Below are 18272 nucleotides of genomic sequence, written 5' to 3' on the forward strand. Positions count from 1 at the left end.
GGTGATCACAAATCCATGATCGTCCCGTTGGCTCGCAGCGCCTCGACGCGCTCGGGGGGCAGGGCCAGGACGTCCTGGAGCACCTCCTCCGTGTGCTCGCCGAGGGTCGGGGCCGGGACCGGCGGCAGGGAGGCCTCGCCGAGCCGCACCGGTGAGCCCGGCGCCAGGTGCGGCCCCACGCCGGGCTGGTCGAGCGGCGCCATGAGCGGCTCGTCCCGCAGCCCGGCGGCCACCTCCGCGAAGTCGCGGTAGCGGGACCACAGGACGGACGTGCCCTTCAGCCCGGCCGCGACCTGCTCGCAGGTGCGGGACGCGAACCACGACGCGAGGACGCCGCCGAGCGCCTCGCGGTGGCCGTAGCGGTCGCCGGCGCGGCGGAAGTCGGCGCCGAGGGCGCGTTCGAGGGCCTCGACCACCTCGCCGAGGCAGGTCGCCTCCACGAGGTCTCGCCAGTGCCGGGCGATGAGGACCGCGACCATGACCCGTCCGTCCGCCGTGGCGAAGTCGCGCCCGAAGTCGCCGAAGAGGTGGTTGCCCAGGCGCGGCCTGGCGGCGCCGAGCTGGGCCTCCGCGAGGTACCCGAGGTTGCCCGCGGTGGCCAGGGCGACGTCCTGCAGCGCGACCTGGATCCGCCGGCCCTCGCCGGTGCGCAGCCGGTGCCGCTCCGCCGCGAGCAGCCCGACGGCCATGTAGAGGCCGCACGCCACGTCCCAGGCGGGCAGCGCGTGGTTGACGGGGGCCTCCCGGTCGGCGGGCCCCGTGATCGACGGGAACCCCGTGGCGGCGTTCACCGTGTAGTCGACGGCGTTGCCGCCCTCCCGCGTCCCCTGGAGCCGGACGTGGATCAGGTCGGGCCGGGCGGCCTTCAGCTCCTCGTAGCCCAGCCCCGGCCGCGGCGGCGCGTTGGTGAGGAGGATGCCGCCGTCGGCGACGAGCCCGGCGACGAGGTCGCGTCCCTCGGGCGAGCGCAGGTCGACGGCGACCGAGCGCTTGCCCTTGTTCAGCCCGGCCCAGTAGAGGCTCCGCCCGGACGGCGCGAGCGGCCACCGGTCGATGTCGGGCCCGCCGCCGATCTGGTCGACGCGGATGACGTCCGCGCCGAGCTGCGCCAGGGTCATCCCGCCCAGCGGCGTGGCGACGAAGCTGGACAGCTCGATGACGCGCATCCCGTCCAGCGGAAGGCCGGTCGGCGTTGGCGGATCCGCCGGCGCGGGCGGCTCGGACGGCGGTGGCAGGTCGGTCATCCGGCCATGTCTACCAACCGCCCGCCCCCGCGCCGGGTACCGGGGTGAGCCCACCCCCGCAGGGCGAACGAGACCACCTCAGGAGCGCGGGGAGACCGCACCGGGGCGGGACGGGGTGGGATCGCGCCGGCGGGGCCGGCTCGGGGGGTGGCGGTCCCGCCGGCGCGATCGGTCCGGAGGCCGGAGGGGCCGCCGGAGGCCGGGGACGCCGCTCCCCATGGCGCGGCGGCGTCCCGGGCCTCCGGCAGGGGGCCGTCCCGAGGGGAGGGAGTGGGACGGCCTCCGAGGTGGCTCAGCCGGCTTCGGGGACGGGCAGGGTGGGCTGCCCGTCGACGCCGAGGGTGTCCTCGACGAGGGTGACGAAGACCTCCGCGTCGTGCAGGAGCTCCTCGGCCTCGCGCGGGGTGACGGCGCGCGGCAGGCCCGCCTCGGCGGCGGCGCGCTTGTCGGCGCCGGCGGCGAAGAAGGCGGCCCACTCGCGCAGCGCGGGCTCGGCCTCGGGCAGCAGGACCCAGACGCTGCGCGGACGGCCGCGGCGGTGGGTCTCCAGGGGCTCCTTGGACGCCAGGACGGCGGCGGCCGCGCGCAGCGCCGCCAGGTGGGCGCACACGTAGCGGACGGCGGGCGAGGTGGCCTCGGCCGCCTCGGCGAGGCCCATGCGGGCGGCGTGCAACTGCCCGACGGCCGTGTGCGCCGGGCGCGGCGCGGGCATCGGGCGGTGGCGTGGGCGAGGACTCGGGGACGGGACGGACTGGGCTGCGGAGTGGATCCCGCGTGCGGTCATCGTTCCGGACATGTCTGCCTCCTTCCGGGGCTCGGGCCGGCCGGGCGGAGAGCTTCCCCTCACTCCGCCCGGCCGTCCGTCCCGCCGAAACACCGCGATCGGCGGGGACGTCGCCCTGGTGCGGGCCGCGAGTCCCGCACCACATCGAACATAAGTTCGACGCGCTTCACAGTAAACCGTCCTGACGGCGATTCGTCAACGTGTTCGAATGCACGTCGCGTCCCCCGGCTCGGCGGGCCCGCCGGCAGGCCCCGCAGGCGGCTAGCCAGGCCTCCTGACGTGCACGGGAATGCCCGTACCGACCAGGTCGGGGAAGTACTCGGCGATGTGCATCGGCATGCGGACGCAGCCGTGCGACGCCGGGTACTTGGGCACGTCCAGCGCACCGTGGAAGGCGATGCCGCCGTTGAAGTAGATGGGGTTGTAGAGCTGCCCCAGGGGCGAGGTCTCCCACCCGGAGGCGCGGCGTCCCGTCCGGAAGTCGCCCGTGCTGGTCGTGGCGTAGCGGCAGCGCGCCACGGTCGCGCCCCGGTCCTTGGCGCAGTAGTACTCCCCCGAGCCCGACGAGACGTGCGTGATGAGCCGCGGCGCGCCGTTCTTGTAGAGGACGAGGTACTGGCGCTTCAGATCCACGTCGACGCGGTTCTTCTCGCGCTTCTTGGCCACCGGACGGGGCTCCTTGGGAGCGTTTAGGGCCTTCCAGAACGACGCGGTGAGCGTGCTCTTCTGCTTGAGCCGGTTCACCGCCTGGAACGCCCACACGGCCGTCTCCGTGGACGGCCCGTACTTCCCGTCCGCCTTGCCCGGGTCGTAGTGCAGTTCCTTGAGGCGGCGCTGGAGCGCCTTCACGTCCGCCCCCTTGGCACCCGGTTTCAGCTTCCGGTGCGTGGGGCTGGGGCGGGGCGTCCCCGGCGCTTTGGACGGCGTCCCCTCCTGCGACCCCTTCGACGGGGCGGGGGCCGCCGCGTCGATGTCGTTGCAGCCCGTCAGGACGACGGCCGCTATCAGCAGAACCGCGCTTTTCCGCACGTCGATCGGTCTCCCTCGCATGCGCTGACCTTAAAGTTCTACCCATGCATCCGAATGCCGAAATCGTCGCGAAGGCTCTGCTCGACCTGGGCGCGGCGGGGGCCGTCGTCGAGCTTCCCGAGTCCGCGCCGACGGCGCCGGCCGCCGCGGAGCAGCTGGGCTGCGAGGTCGGCGCGATCGCCAACAGCCTGGTGTTCGACGCCGACGGGTCGCCGCTGCTGGTGCTGACCAGCGGCGCGCACCGCGTCGACACGGTGAAGGTCGCGGCGCTCGTCGGCGCGGCGAAGGTGCGGCGGGCGACGCCGGAGTTCGTCCGGGAGTCGACGGGCCAGCCCATCGGGGGCGTCGCGCCGGTCGGCCACCCGGCGCCGATCCGCACGCTGGTGGACGTCTGGCTGGACCGGTACGACGAGGTGTGGGCGGCGGGCGGGCACCCGCACACCGTCTTCCCCACCTCGTACGGCGAACTGCTGCGGATCACCGGCGGGACTCCCGCGGAGGTGGAGTGACCCGACTGGAGTGACCCGACTGAAGTGACACGACTGATGTGACACGGCCTGCGTGACGCAGGCGATGTGACGCGCAGGTGAAGATACGGAGAGGCGGAGTGATGGAACTGTGGCACAACCCGCGCTGCTCGAAGAGCCGCGCCGCCAAGGCCGCGCTGGACGAGGCGGGCGTGGAGTACACCGAGCGCCGCTACCTCGACCGGCCGCCCACGGCGGAGGAGCTGGACGAGGTCCTCACCCGGATCGGCGCCGAGCCCTGGGACGTGGCGCGGCTGAACGAGCCGGTCGCCAAGGAGCTCGGGCTCAAGGACATGGAGCGCGACCGGGCCCGCTGGATCGAGGTCATGGTGGCGAACCCGGTGCTGATCCAGCGTCCGATCGTCCTGACGGGCGAGAGCGCCGTCGTGGCGCGCGATGCCGAATCGGTGCGCAAGGCCCTCGACAGCCAGTGACACCGGTGTGATTCTGGGGAGTCGGGATACGGCGAAGGACGGCCTCCGGAGGGGTGATGGCGGCGCAGATGCGGACGGGTCCGGCGGCGCGCGACCCGGAGTTCCGGGGGATCGACCCGCCCGCGCTCAACCAGGTGATCAGGCAGCTCCAGGACGCGCAGAACGCGATCCAGGGCTGGCTGAACGGCCACCGCCCGCCGCCCGGGGTGTCCGCGGCCGGGTACCGGCAGGCCGACGAGGTGGCGCGGTGGGCCGCCGAGCAGCTCGGGATGCTGACGCGGCGGTACAACTTCGCGGTCACCCATCCCTCCCCCGGCGGGGGCGTCGACGTACCGCCGGCGCCCGCCCCGGCCCCCTCGCCGCGGAAGACGGGAGGCGGCCCGGTCGGGACGCCGCGTCCCGTGACGGCGCCGCCGCACCGGACCCCGCCCGCCAAGGCGGTGCCGCAGCCGACCCCGCACGGCGCCGGTGACATCGGCGACTTCCCCGACCGGCCCGCCGCCGCCCGCGCGGCCAGGGCCGACGCGGTGGCCGTGACGACGGCCGTCCAGGAGGGCCGGCCCGTCCCGGACCCGGTGTGGAAGCACCTGAAGGCCGGCGCCGGCGACCCCGACTACACCGAGAAGCTGTACGAGCGGCTCGGCCCGGCGGCCGCCGCCGAGCTGCTGAAGGCCGCCCAGGGGGACCGCGCGAGGCTGACGGCCGTCCAGCAGTCCCTCGGCATGGCCAGCCACCACCTGCCGATGGACGTGAAGTGGCTGCGCGCCTTCCTGGCCGAGGCCGACCGCGCCGGGATCCGTCCCGTCGCCGTCCAGGTGCTTCTGGGCGCCGACATGAGCGCCCGCACGCGCGAGGCCGTCGCCAGGCTCGACCTGCACCCGTCCGCCGCCACCGCCTGAAAGACCACCACCGCCTGAAGGACCGACACCGCCTGAGAGGTCGCCATGGCCGCTCCACCGCCCCCCGGCAGCCTGCCCCCGCCGATCAGCGGCGCCGCGGCGGCCCGGTTGTCGCCCGCCGAGCAGCCCAATCCGGAGTACCAGCAGCTCTACCAGGCGTACGCGGACGCCTACGGCAGCATCGACCGGCTCCGGCAGGCGCTGGACGCGCCCGCGCGGACGCTCGGCGGGACGGACGCGTGGCTCGGCCCGGAGGCGCGGGAGTGGGGCGGGCAGCTCGACGCGAACCGCGGGACGCTGCGCAAGGCCGCCGACCGGATCCTCTGGGACCTCTACGATCGGCTCTCCGCCACCCAGCGGACCGTCACGCGGGTCTAGTCTCTGTCGGGTGAGGGACCCGAAGCTGCGCGAGATCGACGAACGCGCCTTCCTACGCAGGCTGAGCCCCATGCTGGACGTGTACGCGGCCGCGATGGAGCCGCCGAACGAGCAGCTCCCGGGCCGGCACACCATCATGGAACGGCACGCCTCGTATCCGGGGTTCCGCGCGTTCGTGGTCGAGCGGCGGGGCGCGCTGCCCGTCATGCCGGCGCCCGTCCAGGGGTTCGCCTACGGGTTCCACGGGGCGCGCGGCCAGTGGTGGCACGACGTCGTCTACCAGGCGCTGGCCGACCGGGAGGGGCCCGAGCACGCCGACGCGTGGCTGGAGGACGCCTTCGAGGTCGCCGAGCTGCACGTCCACCCGCAGGCGCAGGGCAAGGGCCTCGGCCGGGCGCTGCTCAACGCGCTGTGCGGCGGGCGGACGGAGCGCACGGTCGTGCTGTCGACGCTCGACAGGCGGCCGGAGACGCCGGCCCGCCACCTCTACCGCTCGGTCGGCATGGTCGACCTGCTGACCGACTTCGAGTTCCCGGGCGGCGGGCCCCGCTACGCGGTCATGGGCGGGACCCTGCCGCTGGCGCCGTACCCGGCGCCGTCCAGCAGCGAGTAGACCTCGCGCGTCGCCGTGGACTTGTTGAACGTGATGAAGTGGATCCCCGGCGCGTCCTGGTCGAGGAGCTCCCCGCACAGTTCGGCGGCGTGCTCGATGCCGAGCCGGCGGACGGCCTCCGGGTCGTCCGCGACGGCCTCGAACCGGGCCCGCACCTCGGGCGGGAACGGCGCGCCCGACAGCTGCTCGGACCGCTCGATCGTGCTGAGCTGGGTGACCGGCATGATGCCGGGCAGGATCGGCACGTCGCAGCCGGCGGCGTCGACGCGGTCGCGCAGCCGGAAGTAGTCCTCGGCGCGGAAGAACATCTGGGTGATCGCGTAGTCGGCGCCGGCCCGGCACTTGTCCACGAAGTAGCGGGTGTCGCTCTCGATGTCGGGCGAGCGCGGGTGCTTGTAGGGGAACGCGGCCACCCCGACGCAGAAGTCGCCGTAGGAGCGGATCATCTGGACCAGCTCCGCGGCGTACTCGACGCCGTCGGGGTGCTTGACCCACTCCCCCATCGGGTCGCCGGGCGGGTCGCCGCGCAGCGCGAGGACGTTGCGGACGCCGGCGGCGGCGAACCGGCCGACGAGGTTGCGCAGCTCGGCCTGGGAGTGGTTCACGGCGGTGAAGTGCGCGACCGGGGTGAGGGTGGTGTCGGTGGCGATGCGCTCGACGATGTCGACGGTCGTGTCGCGGGTGCCGCCGCCCGCGCCGTAGGTCACCGACACGAACGTCGGGTGCAGCGACTCGAGCTCGCGGATCGCACGCCACAGGTTCCGCGCGCCCTTGTCGGTCTTGGGCGGGAAGAACTCGAACGAGAACGAGCGCTCGCCCGAGGCGAGCAGTTCTCGGACGGTGGGGGGCCGGTCAGGGCGTACGCGTCGCATCCCCCAAGCCTACAGAAGCGCCCTGCGGAAGCAGTGTGCGTGCGGAGGGAGCGGCCGGCGGCGCCCCGACAGCCGATCCGCGTGATGCTCGCCACACCGGACGGGCGTTATGTCCGTATTCCCGAAGATCTAGTGACATCTCACGTTCTTGATGGAGGGTGGAAAGCACCCAGCTGGATACGATCTCGGCATGTCGACCAGCCAGATCCGCAAGGAGGTCGACGAGGCGCTGCTGGCCTTCGTCGACCGCCGGCGCCCCGCTCTGCGCGCCATCAGCGACGACCTCGAGCCGCTGCTGTCCGCCCTGGACGCCCTTCTCGGCGGCGGGAAGCGGCTGCGGCCCGCCTTCTGCTACTGGGGGTGGCGCGCGGCGGGCGGCGAGGACGGGCCCGGTATCGTGGCCGCCGCCGCGTCCCTGGAGCTGCTCCAGGCGAGCGCGCTGGTCCACGACGACGTGATGGACTCCAGCGACACCCGGCGCGGCCAGCCGTCCGCCCACCGGCGGTTCGAGGCGCTGCACCGCGCGCAGGGGTGGCCCGGCGACGCCGAGTCGTTCGGCGGCGGCGCCGCCATCCTGCTGGGCGACCTGTGCCTGGCCTGGTCGAGCGAGATGTTCGAGACCTCCGGCCTGGACGGTGCTAGCCGGCTGCGCGGCCGCGCGGTGTACGACCTGATGCGCACCGAGGTCATGTGCGGCCAGTACCTCGACATGCTGGAGGGGGCGCGCCGCCAGGCGAACGTCGCCACGGCGCTGCGCGTGGTGGAGTACAAGAGCGCCAAGTACACGATCGAGCGCCCGCTGCACCTCGGCGCGGCGCTGGCCGGCGCCCGCCCGGACGTGGCGGTCTCGCTCACCGGCTACGGCCTGCCGCTCGGCATCGCCTTCCAGCTCCGCGACGACGTGCTCGGGGTGTTCGGCGACCCGGCCGAGACCGGCAAGCCCGCCGGCGACGACCTGCGCGAGGGCAAGCGCACCGTCCTGGTCGCGCTCACCCTGGAGCGCGCGAGCGCGGCCCAGGCCGCGGCGCTGGAGCGCCGGCTCGGCGACCCCGCGCTGGACCGCCCCGGCGTGGACGAGCTGCGCGCGATCATCGAGGAGACCGGGGGCCTGGCCGCGTGCGAGGCCATGATCAAGCGCTACCTCAGTGAGGCGGAGCAGGCCCTGGAGGCGGCCCCCATCACCGAGGACGCCCGGGAGGCGCTGGCGGACCTCGCGGTGGCGGCCACCACGCGCAGCACCTGAGCCGCTTCCGGCGCGGCGGTCCCGGTAGGGCGCCGAAGTCCCCCGTGACACGATCCGGCCAAGTTTTCGCGGCGCACTAGAACTTTCCCACCAATTGGTGGCAGAAATGTCGCCATGTGCGCCGCCACCCCAGGAGAACGCGTCCCGCGCGTCGACCCGCTCCCCGAGCAGGAGTGGGACGACGTGGTCAAGGCCGTCACCGACACGATCGGCCCGCTGAACGTCATCACCACGCTCGCCCGGCACCCGGAGCTGTTCCGGTCGTGGATCGGGCTCGGCTCGATGCTGCTGATGAACGGGACGCTGGGCGCCCGCGACCGCGAGCTCGCGATCCTGCGGACGGCGCACCACCGCTCCTGCGAGTACGAGTGGGACCACCACCGGCGGGTCGCGCTGGACGCGGGGCTCACCGAGGACGAGATCGCCGCGCTCCGGAAGGATCCGGACGAGCACGGCTGGAGCGGCGGCGACCGCATGGTGCTGGCCGCCGCGGACGAACTGCACGAGCACGGCACGGTCGGCGACGCGACGTGGACGGAGCTGTCGACGCGCTTCGGGGAGCGCGAGCTGATCGAGCTGGTGATGCTGATCGGCCACTACCACATGGTCGCCTTCGCGCTGAACGCCCTGCGGGTCCAGCACGAGGACGGGGCGGGCGGATGAGGGGGACGAGGCCCGGGCGCGGGCCGGCGGGGGCGCTCGCGGTCGCCTCCGCGCTGGCGCTGACGGCGGTGCTGACCGCGGCCTCCGCGCCCGGCGAGGCGCGGGCGGCGGCCGGGCGCTGCGGCGACCCGGCCTCGCGGCCGTGGTGCGACGCCGCGCTGGCGCCCGACCGGCGGGCGGCGCTGCTGCTGCCGCGGCTGACCGCCGACGAGAAGATCGCGCTGCTGGCGGCGGACGACCCGTTCGGCGGACCGCTCGGCGGGTTCTCCGAGGACGCCCACGCCGACACCGCCGGCGGGATCCCCCGGCTCGGCGTCCCGCCGGTCCTCATGGCCGACGGGCCGGCGGGCGTCCGGCAGGGCAAGGCGACGGCGCTGCCCGCGCCGATCGCGCTCGCCGCGGCCTTCGACCCGAAGGCCGCCCGGCTGTACGGCGGGACGGTCGCGTGGGAGGCGCGGCACCGGGGCAACGACCTGGTCTTCGGCCCGACCGTGGACGTCCTGCGCACGCCCCGCAACGGCCGGACGTTCGAGGGCTTCGGCGAGGACCCCTACCTGTCGGCGACCCTCGGCGTGCCGTGGATCCAGGGCGCGCAGGCGCAGGGCGTGATGACCTCGGTCAAGCACATGGCCGTCTACACGCAGGAGACCGACCGGCTGTCGCTCGGCATGAACGTCGACCCGCGCACGCTCCGCGAGATCTACCTGCCGCCGTTCGAGGCCGCGGTGAAGGACGCGGGCGCCGCGACGGTGATGTGCGGGTTCGGCCGGCTGAACGGCCGGTGGGCCTGCCAGGACGGCGCCGTCCTCAACGGGATCCTGCGGTCGGAGTGGGGGTTCACGGGGTTCGTGCCGTCCGACCACACCGCCGCGCAGGACGCCGCCGGCGCCGCGAACGGCGGCCTCGACATGGAACTGCCGATGGGCAGGAGGTACAACGCGCTCCTGCTGAAGTCGGCCGTCGCACAGAAGAAGGTCGCGCAGGCGACGATCGACGCGCACGTGCGCAACATCCTGCGGACGATGTTCCGGTTCGGCGTGTTCGACCGGCAGGCGTACCCCAACGACCTCACCCGCATCGACCGGACGGGCAGCCGGAACGCGGCGCGGGCCATCGAGGAGGGCGGGATCACGCTGCTGAAGAACGACGGCGTCCTGCCGCTCTCGGCCCCGAGGTCGATCGCGCTGATCGGCCGGGCCGCCCGGCAGAGCCCGAGCGGCTTCGGCTCGGCGAAGGTCGTCCCGTTCGGGGCCGTGAGCGCGCAGGACGGCATCGCCCGCCGCGCCGGGACCGGAACCAAGGTCACCTACCATGACGGCGACGACCGCGGGGGCGCCGCCGAGGCGGCCCGCGGCGCGGACCTCGCCATCGTGTTCGCGACCGACAGCCAGGGCGAGTTCTTCGACAAGTCGTGCCTGACGCTGCAGTGCGGCGACCCGCTCAGAGGCGACCAGGACGGACTGATCTCCGAGGTCGCCAAGGCCAATCCCAACACGATCGTCGTGCTGAACACGGGCGGGCCCGTGCTGACTCCCTGGGCCGGGCAGGTGAAGGGCATCGTCGAAGCCTGGTACCCGGGCCAGGAGGCAGGGGACGCCCTGGCGCGCGTCCTCTACGGGGACGTGGACCCCGGCGGGCGGCTCCCCGTGACGTTCCCCGTCAGCGAGAACGACGCGCCCGCGTCCGGGAACCCGGCGCAGTACCCCGGTCTCGGCAAGAGCGCCACGTTCTCCGAGGGCGTCATGGTCGGCTACCGGCACTACGACGCGAAGGGCATCGCGCCCCGGTTCCCGTTCGGGCACGGCTTGTCCTACACGACGTTCGCCTACGGCGGGCTGTCCGTGTCCTCCAAGGCCGTGCGGGTGACGGTCACCAACACCGGCCGGCGCGCCGGCGTGGCCGTGCCGCAGCTCTACATCGGCATGCCGTCGCCGGGAGTGGAGGTCCCGCAGCCGCCCAAGCAGCTCAAGGGGTACGCCAAGGTCGCCCTCGGGCCCGGGCAGAGCGCGAAGGTGACGTTCCCGCTGTCGCCGCGCTCGCTCGCCTACTGGAACCAGGCGGCGAAGGCGTGGAAGGTCGCCCCCGGCTGCTACAAGATCATGGTGGGCGACTCGTCCCGGCGCATCGCGCGGACCGGGACGCTCGGGACGTGCCGCTGACGGCGAAGATCGCCGTTCCGCTGTCCCGCTCCCCGGTTACAGGGTACAAATGGGGAGATCTTCGTCCGCCCCCGCCGAGTCGGAGTCCCCCAGTGCCGCACGACACCTCCCGCGGGAGGACGGACCCCCATCCCCCGCGTTCCTCTTCCAACCGCCCCGGCCGCGCCGCGCGCACCGACCGGGGCCACGCCGGCCGGCCCGCCGCGGCGCGCCCCGGGCCCGGACGCGGCGCGTCCCGGCCCGCGCACGGCTGCGACCACCGGCCCGACGCCCCGCTCGGTCCCGACGACCCGCGCGGCCTCGGCGAGTACACGCTGCTCGGACGCCTCGGCGAGGGCGGCCAGGGCGTCGTCTACCTCGGCCGGGACGGCGACGGCGAGCTCGTCACCGTCAAGCTGCTGCGCGGCGGCGTGGCGGCCGGGCAGCGGGCGCGCAGCCGCTTCGTCAAGGAGGCGGACGCGGCCCTGCGGGTGTCCGGGCGGCACACGGCCCGCGTCCTCGACGCCGACATGACCGGCGACCGCCCCTACATCGTCAGCGAGTTCGTCGAGGGGCCCTCGCTCCAGGACGTCGTCGCCGACCGCGGCCCGCTCGCCCCGCCGCGGCTCCGCAAGCTCGCGCTGCGCACCGCCGCCGCGCTCGCCGCGATCCACCGCGCCGGGATCGTGCACCGCGACTTCAAGCCCGGGAACGTGCTGCTCGGCCCGGACGGCGCCAAGGTCATCGACTTCGGCATCGCCCGCACCGCCGACGCGACCCCGCTGACCACCGGCCCGGTCGGGACGCCCGCCTACATGGCGCCCGAGCAGATCGAGGACGAGCCGGTCGGGCCGCCCGCCGACGTGTTCGCGTGGGGCGCCACGATGGTGTTCGCCGCGACGGGGCGCCCGCCGTTCGGGACCGGGCCGAGCGCGGCCGTGATGCGGCGCGTGACGTCGCGCCGGCCCGACCTCGGCGACATGGAGGGCCCGCTGCGCGAGCTCGCGGCCCGCTGCCTGGACAAGAACCCCGCCGCGCGCCCGACGGCGCCGCAGATCGTCCGGGCGCTGCGCGAGGGGCAGGCCCCGGCGCCGAAGCCGCGCCCGACGCGGATCCCGCGCTACCGGTGGCGGATGATGGTCGCGCTCGGCGCCGTCGTGGCGGCCGGGTTCCTGCTCGGCGTCCTGGTCTGAGCGGCGTCCTGGTCCGAGCGGCGTCCTGGTCCGAGCGGCGTCCTGGTCCGGGCAGAAGGCCCCGTCACCAGTGCGGCGGGCGGTCCTCCAGCAGGCGCGAGTCGTCGTCGCCGCCGGCGCGCCACTCGCCCCACCCGGTGTCGGTGTCGTCGGACGTCTGGTCCGGCAGGATCTCCAGGTCGTCGTCAAGCTCGACCGTGCGGTCGTCGTCGGGTCCCACGCTCATGATCCCCATTGTCGGCGATCCGGCCGGAGCCCGCACCGTGATCCGCGTCAATTCGCGCGGATCCGCCCGTGCTGTTCCGATCGTTCCGGTCAGACCGTGCCGAGCGGCCGGGCGGCCAGCCGGCGCGCGAACTCCGCCGCGGCGGCGCCCGGGTCGTCGGCCTCGGTGATCGCCCGGACCACCACGACGCGCTCCGCGCCCGCGGCGAGGACCTCGTCCAGGTTGCCGAGGTCGATGCCGCCGATCGCGAACCACGGCCGCGCGACGCGCTGCGCCGCGACGTACTCCAGCAGCTTGGGGCCGGGCGCGGGACGGCCGGGCTTGGTCGGCGTGGGCCACACCGGGCCCGCGCAGAAGTAGTCGGCGCCGGGCTCGGTCGCCGCCGCCGACGCCTGCTCCCCGGAGTGCGTCGACCGGCCGATCAGCATGTCGCCGCCGACGATCTCGCGGGCGGCGGGCACGGGCAGGTCGTCCTGGCCGAGGTGCAGCACGTCCGCGCCGACGGCGTGCGCGATGTCGGCCCGGTCGTTGACGGCCAGGAGCGCCCCGTGCCGCTCGCACGCCGCGCGGAACACCTCCAGGTGCGCCGTCTCCTGCCGGGCCTCCAGGCCCTTCTGGCGGAGCTGGACGATGTCGACGCCGTTCGCGAGCACGGCGTCGAGGAAGGCCGGCAGGTCCCCCTGGCGCTCCCGCGCGTCCGTGCAGAGGTAGAGGCGGGCGCGGCTGAGCCGGGCGCGCAGCGCGACCGCGCGCTCGGTCGGGAGATGCCTGGACACGGCCGGGGAACGTCCTTTCCACAGATGATCAAGGGATCGCGCGCGTGCTGACCTGCCGCGCGCGACCCCGCGATCGTGTCACGTGCGTCGTACGGCGCCGGAGGCGGCCTAGAAGGCGAGCGCCTGGGCGCGCCGGCGGACCTCGGTCCCCCGGTTCTCGGTGAGCGCGTCCACCGGCGTCCCCGGCAGCGTGTCGTCGGCCGTGAACAGCCACCGGATCGTCTCGGCGTCGTCGAAGCCGGCGTCCGACAGGAGGGTCAGCGTGCCGGGCAGACCCTTGATGACCTGGCCGTCCTTGATGAAGGCCGCGGGGACCATCGGCTCCCCGCCCCGGCGCACCGCGAGGATGCGGTGCTCGTGGATGAGCTGCTTGATCCGGTTGGGCTTGATCCCGAGCCTGTCGGCGGTCTCCTTGAGGGTGAGCCACTCGCCGGCCAGGGCGTCGGTGCGGGGGTCCAGTGCGCTGTCAACGGTTGCGTGCATCTGCGTCACGCCCCCTTGCTACCACGCCTTCGGAAGACTCAAACCCGGTGCGCAGCCGTTACCCTCCATCGCCGATCGCTATCCGCGAACGGCCTGCCGGACGGGCACGTCCGGGTCGGCGATCGCCTCCGGATCCACGGGCGTCCCCGCCGCGATCACCCGCCGCGCCTGCACCAGGTCGCGGGGCCGGTCGACGGTGAGGACCGCGTCGAGGCGGTCGCCGGTCAGCCACACCAGCGCCCACTTGCGGCCGGACGGGTCGCCCCGGCGCACGAGCCGCTCGGACGCCGAGTGGTCGCCCGCGTACTGGACCATGCGGCCGAACTGCTCCGACCAGAAGTACGGCGCGGCGTCGTAGACGGCCTCCTGGCCGAGGAGGGCGAGGGCGGCGGTCTCGGGGGCGTTCAGGGCGGTGTCCCAGTGCTCGACGAGGAGCCGCCGCCCGTACCGTTGCGACCACCAGGCGGCGCAGTCGCCGACCGCGACGACGTCCGGGCGCAGCGCGCCGGGGGACTCCTCGCCCGCGTAGGTCCGGAACGAGCCGTCGGTCACGACGCCGCGCTCCAGCAGCAGCCCCGAGCCCTCCAGCCACGACAGGACGGGCCTGACCCCGATGCCCACGACCACCTCGTCGGCGTCGATGCGCCCGCCCCCGGCGAGGGCGAGGCCGCCCTCGCGCACCTCGGCGACCTTGACCCCGGTCCGCAGCTCGACGCCGGCCTCCGCGTACCAGGGGGCGGTGAGCGCGCCGACCTCGGGCCCGACGGCGCCCGCGAGGGGCGTGTCGGCCGCCTCCACGACGGTGACCGCGCAGCCCTTGCGGGCCGCGGTGGTGGCGACCTCGGCGCCGATCCAGCCCGCCCCGACGATCACGATGCGGGCGCCAGGGACGAGCCGGGCGCGCAGGTCGCGGGCCTCGTCGATGGTGCGCAGCACGTGCTGGCGCCCGTCCCCGGGCAGGGTGATCGGGGCGGCGCCGGTCGCGATCACCAGGCCGTCGAAGGGGAGGTCGCCCGCCGTGGAGGCCACCGTCCCGCCGCGTCCGGGCTCGTCCAGCCGCAGCCCGGTGGCGCGCTCGCCGAGCAGCAGCTCGCAGCGCAGCGCGTCCCAGTCGGCGTCGACGGTCGTGTCGTCGGACTCTCCCGCGAGGACGGCCTTCGACAGCGGCGGCCGGTCGTAGGGCCGGTGCCGTTCCGCCGACAGGAGGGTCAGCGCGCCCTCGTACCCCTTGCTCCTCAGGGCCTCCACGGCGCGCACGCCGGCCAGCCCACCACCCACGACGATGACCCTGTCCATGGAAGGCCACATTAACGGCCCGCGTTCCGCGGACGGACAGGTGGGTGGACAGGTGTCCAATCAGCCGCCCGCTCCCCCGAGGTCGTAAGGTGGTGACGAGCAGAAACCTGCACAGAACAGAACAAAGCGCGGGAGTCCGGTGCGACCGGGCTGAGAGGGCGGCTGACCGGGCCGCCGACCGCCAGGACCTGATCCGGATCATGCCGGCGAAGGGAGCGCGCATGGAGATAGCGATCATCGGCGCCGGGGTGGTCGGCCTGGCCACCGCCTGGCGCACCGCCGCCGGCGGCGCCGCCGTCACCCTCGTCGACCCCGCGCCCGCGTCGGGCGCCTCCTCCGTCGCGGCGGGCATGCTGACCCCCGTCAGCGAGCTGAACTACGGCGAGGAGCCGCTGCTGCGGCTCGGCCTCGCCTCCCGCGACCGCTACGGCGCGTTCGTCGCGGAACTGGAGGAGCTGACCGGCCTGGAGACCGGCTACCGCGCCGACGGGATCATCGAGGTCGCGTTCGACTCCGACGACCTGCGGTACCTGGACGACCTGCGCCGCTTCCAGGAGCACCTCGGCATCCCGGCGGAGGCGCTCACCGGCCGGGAGTGCCGGCGGCTGGAGCCGATGCTCGCGCCCGGCGTGCGCGGCGGCCTGCTCGCCCCGCGGGACGGATCGGTCGACCCCCGCAGGCTCGCCCCCGCGCTGCTGGCCGCGTGCGAGCGGCTGGGCGTCCGGCTCGTCCGGCGGCGGGCCGCGCGCGTCGTCGTGGAGAACGACGCCGCCACCGGCGTCGGCCTGGACGACGGCACCGTGATCCGCGCGGACCGGGTGCTGCTGGCCGCGGGCCCGTGGTCGGGCGACGTCGGCGGGCTGCCCCCCGGGACCGTTCCACCCGTCCGCCCGGTGAAGGGGCAGGTGATCCGGCTGCGCACCCGGACGCCGTTCCTGCGGCGGCCGACCCGCGGCCTCGTCAGGGGGTCCTCGGTCTACCTGGTGCCGCGCCCGGACGGCGAGATCGTCCTCGGCGCCACGCAGGAGGAGCTGGGCTTCGACACGCGCGTCACCGCCGGCGGGCTGTGGGAGCTGCTTCGTGACGCCCGCGAGCTGCTGCCCGGCATCACCGAGCTGGAGTTCGCGGAGGTCACCGCCGGGCTGCGGCCCGGCTCCCCCGACAACGCGCCCGTGATGGGGCCGACCGCGCTGGCCGGGCTGTTCGTCGGCACCGGGCACTTCCGCAACGGCATCCTGCTCACGCCGGTGAGCGCCGACATCCTGTCCGCGATGCTGCTGGACGGGCCCGTCCCCGAGGTCGCCGGGCCGTTCGCCCCCGACCGCTTCTCCCCCGAGGTGAGCGCATGAAGGTGATCGTCAACGGTGAGCCGCGCGAGCTGCCCGAGGGCGCGAGCGTGGCCGAGGTCGTCGCGTCCGTCACGGCCGCGGCGACGGGCGTGGCGGCGGCCCTGAACGACGAGGTCGTCCGGCGCTCGGCCTGGGAGGCCACGCCCCTGAAGGACGCCGACCGCGTCGAGGTGCTGACCGCGGTCCAGGGAGGGTGAGGATGGACACGAGGAACGGAACCGGCGCCGACGGGCTGGTCATCGCGGGCGAGGAGCTGGGCTCGCGGCTGATCATGGGCACGGGCGGGGCGCCCAGCATGGCGGTGCTGCGCGAGGCGCTCACCGCGTCGGGGACCGCGCTCACCACGGTCGCGATGCGCCGCGTGGACCCGGCCGCGCGCGGCTCGGTGCTGGACGTGCTGGCCGAGTGCGGCATCCGGGTGCTGCCGAACACCGCCGGCTGCTTCACCGCGGGCGAGGCCGTCCTGACCGCCAAGCTCGCCCGGGAGGCGCTCGGCACCGACTGGGTCAAGCTGGAGGTGATCGCCGACGAGCGCACGCTGCTGCCCGACCCGATCGAGCTGGTCGAGGCCGCCGAGCAGCTCGTCGACGACGGCTTCACCGTCCTGCCCTACACCAGCGACGACCCGGTGCTGGCGCACCGCCTGGAGCAGCTCGGCTGCGCCGCCGTGATGCCGCTCGGCTCCCCGATCGGATCGGGGCTCGGCATCCGCAACCCGCACAACATCGAGCTGATCGTGGAGCGCGCGAACGTCCCGGTGATCCTCGACGCGGGGCTCGGCACGGCGTCGGACGCGGCCCTCGCCATGGAGCTCGGCTGCGACGCGGTGCTCCTCGCGACCGCCGTCACCCGCGCGCAGTCCCCGGCGCGGATGGCCGCCGCGATGCGGCACGCGGTCGAGGCGGGGCGGCTCGCGCGGCTCGCCGGACGCATCCCCAAGCGCCGCTACGCCCAGGCGTCCTCCCCGTTCGAGGGCCTGGCGACGTCGTAGCGCTGCTAAAGACCCACGTGTAGAAATATTCGCTAGACCTGAAATGTCGGGCACCACAGACTGAATCCGTCCACTGGCCCGCAACCGCGCGAATCACTTCGGTGTCGGTGGAAACGTCCCCTACCTAAGGTGCGTGACATGCAGCAGAACAGCGGCGCGCGCGTCGACAAACTCGCGGTGGCGGCGGCAACGGTCACAGTGGTGTTCTGGGCCTCGGCCTTCGTCGCGATCCGCAGCGCGGGCTCCGAGTACAGCCCCGGCGCGCTCGCCCTCGGCCGCCTCCTTTCCGGGACGGTCGTGCTGGGGGCGCTCTGGCTCGTCCGGCGCGAGGGCCTGCCGCCCAAGGCGGCCTGGCCCGGCATCGTCACCGCGGGCCTCCTGTGGTTCGGCTGCTACATGGTCGTGCTGAACTGGGGCGAGCAGCTCGTGGACGCGGGCACCGCCGCCCTCGTCGTCAACATCGGGCCGATCCTCATCGCGCTGCTCGGCGGCTGGCTGCTGAAGGAGGGCCTGTCGTCCCGGCTGGTGCTCGGCATGGCCGTCTCGTTCACCGGCGCCGCCGTCGTGGGGCTGTCGATGTCGGGCGACGGCCGCTCGTCCGTCGGCGGGGTCCTGCTCTGCCTGGCCGCCGCGGTCACCTACGCCGCGGGCGTCGTCGCCCAGAAGCCCGCGCTGAGGCACGCGTCGTCGCTCCAGTTCACCACGTTCGCCTGCGCGATCGGCACGGTGGCCTGCCTGCCCTTCTCCGGGCAGCTCGTCTCGCAGGCCGCGGACGCCCCCGCGGGCGCCACCCTCAACATGGTCTACCTGGGCGTCTTCCCGACCGCGCTCGCCTTCACGACCTGGGGGTACGCGCTGGCACGCACGTCCGCCGGGAAGATGGGCGCCACCACCTACGCCGCGCCCGCCCTCGTGGTGCTGATGTCGTGGCTGTTCCTGGACGAGGTCCCCGGCCTGGTCACCCTCGGCGGCGGGCTGCTGTGCCTCACCGGCGTGGCCGTCTCCCGCAGCACGCGGACGCTCCGCCGCCGCGTCCCGCCCGTCGCTCCCGCACCCGCCGCCCCGGACGAGTCGCCCTCGGGACTCGTCGATGCTCATACTCGCGAGTGATGAGATCCGCGGGGATTCACCCGT

21 protein-coding genes and 1 riboswitch are annotated in these 18272 nt (G+C 74.5%); of the genes, 13 read left to right on the top strand and 8 right to left on the bottom strand.

What is annotated here, in order from left to right; translation table 11 throughout:
* Window positions 1–5 precede the first annotated feature (5 nt).
* The 3 genes from AB0C21_RS15960 to AB0C21_RS15970 all read right to left on the bottom strand — a co-directional run bounded on the left by AB0C21_RS15960 (window position 6) and on the right by AB0C21_RS15970 (window position 3078).
* Window positions 6–1244, bottom strand: coding sequence for a CoA transferase (locus AB0C21_RS15960; RefSeq protein WP_500204882.1), 1239 nt, complete (start codon window positions 1242–1244; stop codon window positions 6–8).
* A gap of 292 nt (window positions 1245–1536) precedes the next feature.
* A complete protein-coding gene (locus tag AB0C21_RS15965) occupies window positions 1537–2040 on the bottom strand; it encodes an SAV_6107 family HEPN domain-containing protein (RefSeq protein WP_149257378.1) in 504 nt (167 codons plus the stop codon).
* A 249-nt stretch (window positions 2041–2289) separates the two neighbouring features.
* Window positions 2290–3078, bottom strand: coding sequence for a L,D-transpeptidase family protein (locus AB0C21_RS15970; RefSeq protein WP_500204883.1), 789 nt, complete (start codon window positions 3076–3078; stop codon window positions 2290–2292).
* A gap of 23 nt (window positions 3079–3101) precedes the next feature.
* Between AB0C21_RS15970 and AB0C21_RS15975 the strand changes: the two genes are divergently transcribed.
* From AB0C21_RS15975 to AB0C21_RS15995, 5 genes are all read left to right on the top strand, one after another.
* Window positions 3102–3566 carry a YbaK/EbsC family protein gene (locus tag AB0C21_RS15975; RefSeq protein ID WP_500204884.1) on the top strand — a complete coding sequence of 155 codons (465 nt, stop codon included), beginning with the start codon at window positions 3102–3104 and terminating at the stop codon, window positions 3564–3566.
* Between the two features lie 101 nt (window positions 3567–3667).
* Window positions 3668–4018: an arsenate reductase family protein gene (locus AB0C21_RS15980; RefSeq protein WP_500204885.1), complete on the top strand. Its 351-nt coding sequence runs from the start codon at window positions 3668–3670 to the stop codon at window positions 4016–4018.
* A 56-nt stretch (window positions 4019–4074) separates the two neighbouring features.
* A complete protein-coding gene (locus AB0C21_RS15985) occupies window positions 4075–4917 on the top strand; it encodes a hypothetical protein (RefSeq protein WP_500204886.1) in 843 nt (280 codons plus the stop codon).
* Between the two features lie 45 nt (window positions 4918–4962).
* A complete protein-coding gene (locus tag AB0C21_RS15990) occupies window positions 4963–5295 on the top strand; it encodes a hypothetical protein (RefSeq protein WP_149257383.1) in 333 nt (110 codons plus the stop codon).
* A gap of 10 nt (window positions 5296–5305) precedes the next feature.
* Window positions 5306–5908 carry a GNAT family N-acetyltransferase gene (locus AB0C21_RS15995; RefSeq protein ID WP_500204887.1) on the top strand — a complete coding sequence of 201 codons (603 nt, stop codon included), beginning with the start codon at window positions 5306–5308 and terminating at the stop codon, window positions 5906–5908.
* On the opposite strand, the gene metF is transcribed toward AB0C21_RS15995, so the two are convergent.
* Window positions 5845–6780 (bottom strand): methylenetetrahydrofolate reductase [NAD(P)H], encoded by a 936-nt coding sequence (gene metF, locus AB0C21_RS16000; protein ID WP_500204888.1) that lies wholly within the window; start codon window positions 6778–6780, stop codon window positions 5845–5847. The two genes, AB0C21_RS15995 and metF, sit on opposite strands and share 64 nt — an antisense overlap.
* Window positions 6781–6970: 190 nt before the next feature.
* Between metF and AB0C21_RS16005 the strand changes: the two genes are divergently transcribed.
* From AB0C21_RS16005 to AB0C21_RS16020, 4 genes are all read left to right on the top strand, one after another.
* Window positions 6971–8023, top strand: a complete 1053-nt coding sequence (locus tag AB0C21_RS16005) for a polyprenyl synthetase family protein (protein ID WP_500204889.1) — start codon at window positions 6971–6973, stop codon at window positions 8021–8023.
* A 114-nt stretch (window positions 8024–8137) separates the two neighbouring features.
* Window positions 8138–8686, top strand: coding sequence for a carboxymuconolactone decarboxylase family protein (locus AB0C21_RS16010; RefSeq protein ID WP_500204890.1), 549 nt, complete (start codon window positions 8138–8140; stop codon window positions 8684–8686).
* Window positions 8683–10845, top strand: coding sequence for a beta-glucosidase family protein (locus tag AB0C21_RS16015; protein ID WP_500204891.1), 2163 nt, complete (start codon window positions 8683–8685; stop codon window positions 10843–10845). The genes AB0C21_RS16010 and AB0C21_RS16015 overlap by 4 nt, the downstream gene beginning before the upstream one ends.
* Window positions 10846–10937: 92 nt before the next feature.
* Window positions 10938–12017 carry a serine/threonine-protein kinase gene (locus tag AB0C21_RS16020; RefSeq protein WP_500204892.1) on the top strand — a complete coding sequence of 360 codons (1080 nt, stop codon included), beginning with the start codon at window positions 10938–10940 and terminating at the stop codon, window positions 12015–12017.
* Window positions 12018–12081: 64 nt separating this feature from the next.
* Here the strand turns inward: AB0C21_RS16020 and AB0C21_RS16025 are convergent, their stop codons facing one another.
* The 4 genes from AB0C21_RS16025 to AB0C21_RS16040 all read right to left on the bottom strand — a co-directional run bounded on the left by AB0C21_RS16025 (window position 12082) and on the right by AB0C21_RS16040 (window position 14798).
* A complete protein-coding gene (locus AB0C21_RS16025; protein WP_200841674.1) occupies window positions 12082–12243 on the bottom strand; it encodes a hypothetical protein in 162 nt (53 codons plus the stop codon).
* Window positions 12244–12332: 89 nt separating this feature from the next.
* Window positions 12333–13019, bottom strand: a complete 687-nt coding sequence (gene thiE / locus AB0C21_RS16030; protein WP_500204893.1) for a thiamine phosphate synthase — start codon at window positions 13017–13019, stop codon at window positions 12333–12335.
* 108 nt (window positions 13020–13127) lie between these two features.
* On the bottom strand, window positions 13128–13502 hold the full coding sequence (locus tag AB0C21_RS16035; RefSeq protein WP_149257390.1) for an Rv2175c family DNA-binding protein: 375 nt from the start codon (window positions 13500–13502) through the stop codon (window positions 13128–13130).
* A gap of 78 nt (window positions 13503–13580) precedes the next feature.
* Window positions 13581–14798, bottom strand: coding sequence for an NAD(P)/FAD-dependent oxidoreductase (locus AB0C21_RS16040; protein WP_500204894.1), 1218 nt, complete (start codon window positions 14796–14798; stop codon window positions 13581–13583).
* A 118-nt stretch (window positions 14799–14916) separates the two neighbouring features.
* A riboswitch (TPP riboswitch) is annotated at window positions 14917–15030 on the top strand.
* On the opposite strand from AB0C21_RS16040, the gene thiO reads away from it, so the two are divergent.
* The 4 genes from thiO to AB0C21_RS16060 all read left to right on the top strand — a co-directional run bounded on the left by thiO (window position 15020) and on the right by AB0C21_RS16060 (window position 18248).
* Window positions 15020–16147, top strand: coding sequence for a glycine oxidase ThiO (gene thiO / locus AB0C21_RS16045; protein WP_500204895.1), 1128 nt, complete (start codon window positions 15020–15022; stop codon window positions 16145–16147). It overlaps the preceding riboswitch by 11 nt.
* Complete coding sequence (gene thiS / locus AB0C21_RS16050; RefSeq protein WP_149257393.1) at window positions 16144–16344, top strand: sulfur carrier protein ThiS; 201 nt, start codon at window positions 16144–16146, stop codon at window positions 16342–16344. The genes thiO and thiS overlap by 4 nt, the downstream gene beginning before the upstream one ends.
* 2 nt (window positions 16345–16346) lie before the next feature.
* On the top strand, window positions 16347–17138 hold the full coding sequence (locus tag AB0C21_RS16055; protein WP_500204896.1) for a thiazole synthase: 792 nt from the start codon (window positions 16347–16349) through the stop codon (window positions 17136–17138).
* Window positions 17139–17276: 138 nt separating this feature from the next.
* Entirely contained in the window at window positions 17277–18248 is a 972-nt protein-coding gene (locus AB0C21_RS16060) for a DMT family transporter (protein WP_500204897.1), read from the top strand.
* The last annotated feature ends 24 nt before the right edge of the window (window positions 18249–18272 follow it).

Origin of the sequence: Spirillospora sp. NPDC049024 (assembly GCF_040649235.1) — a bacterium.
Classification (GTDB): Bacteria; Actinomycetota; Actinomycetes; order Streptosporangiales; family Streptosporangiaceae; genus Spirillospora.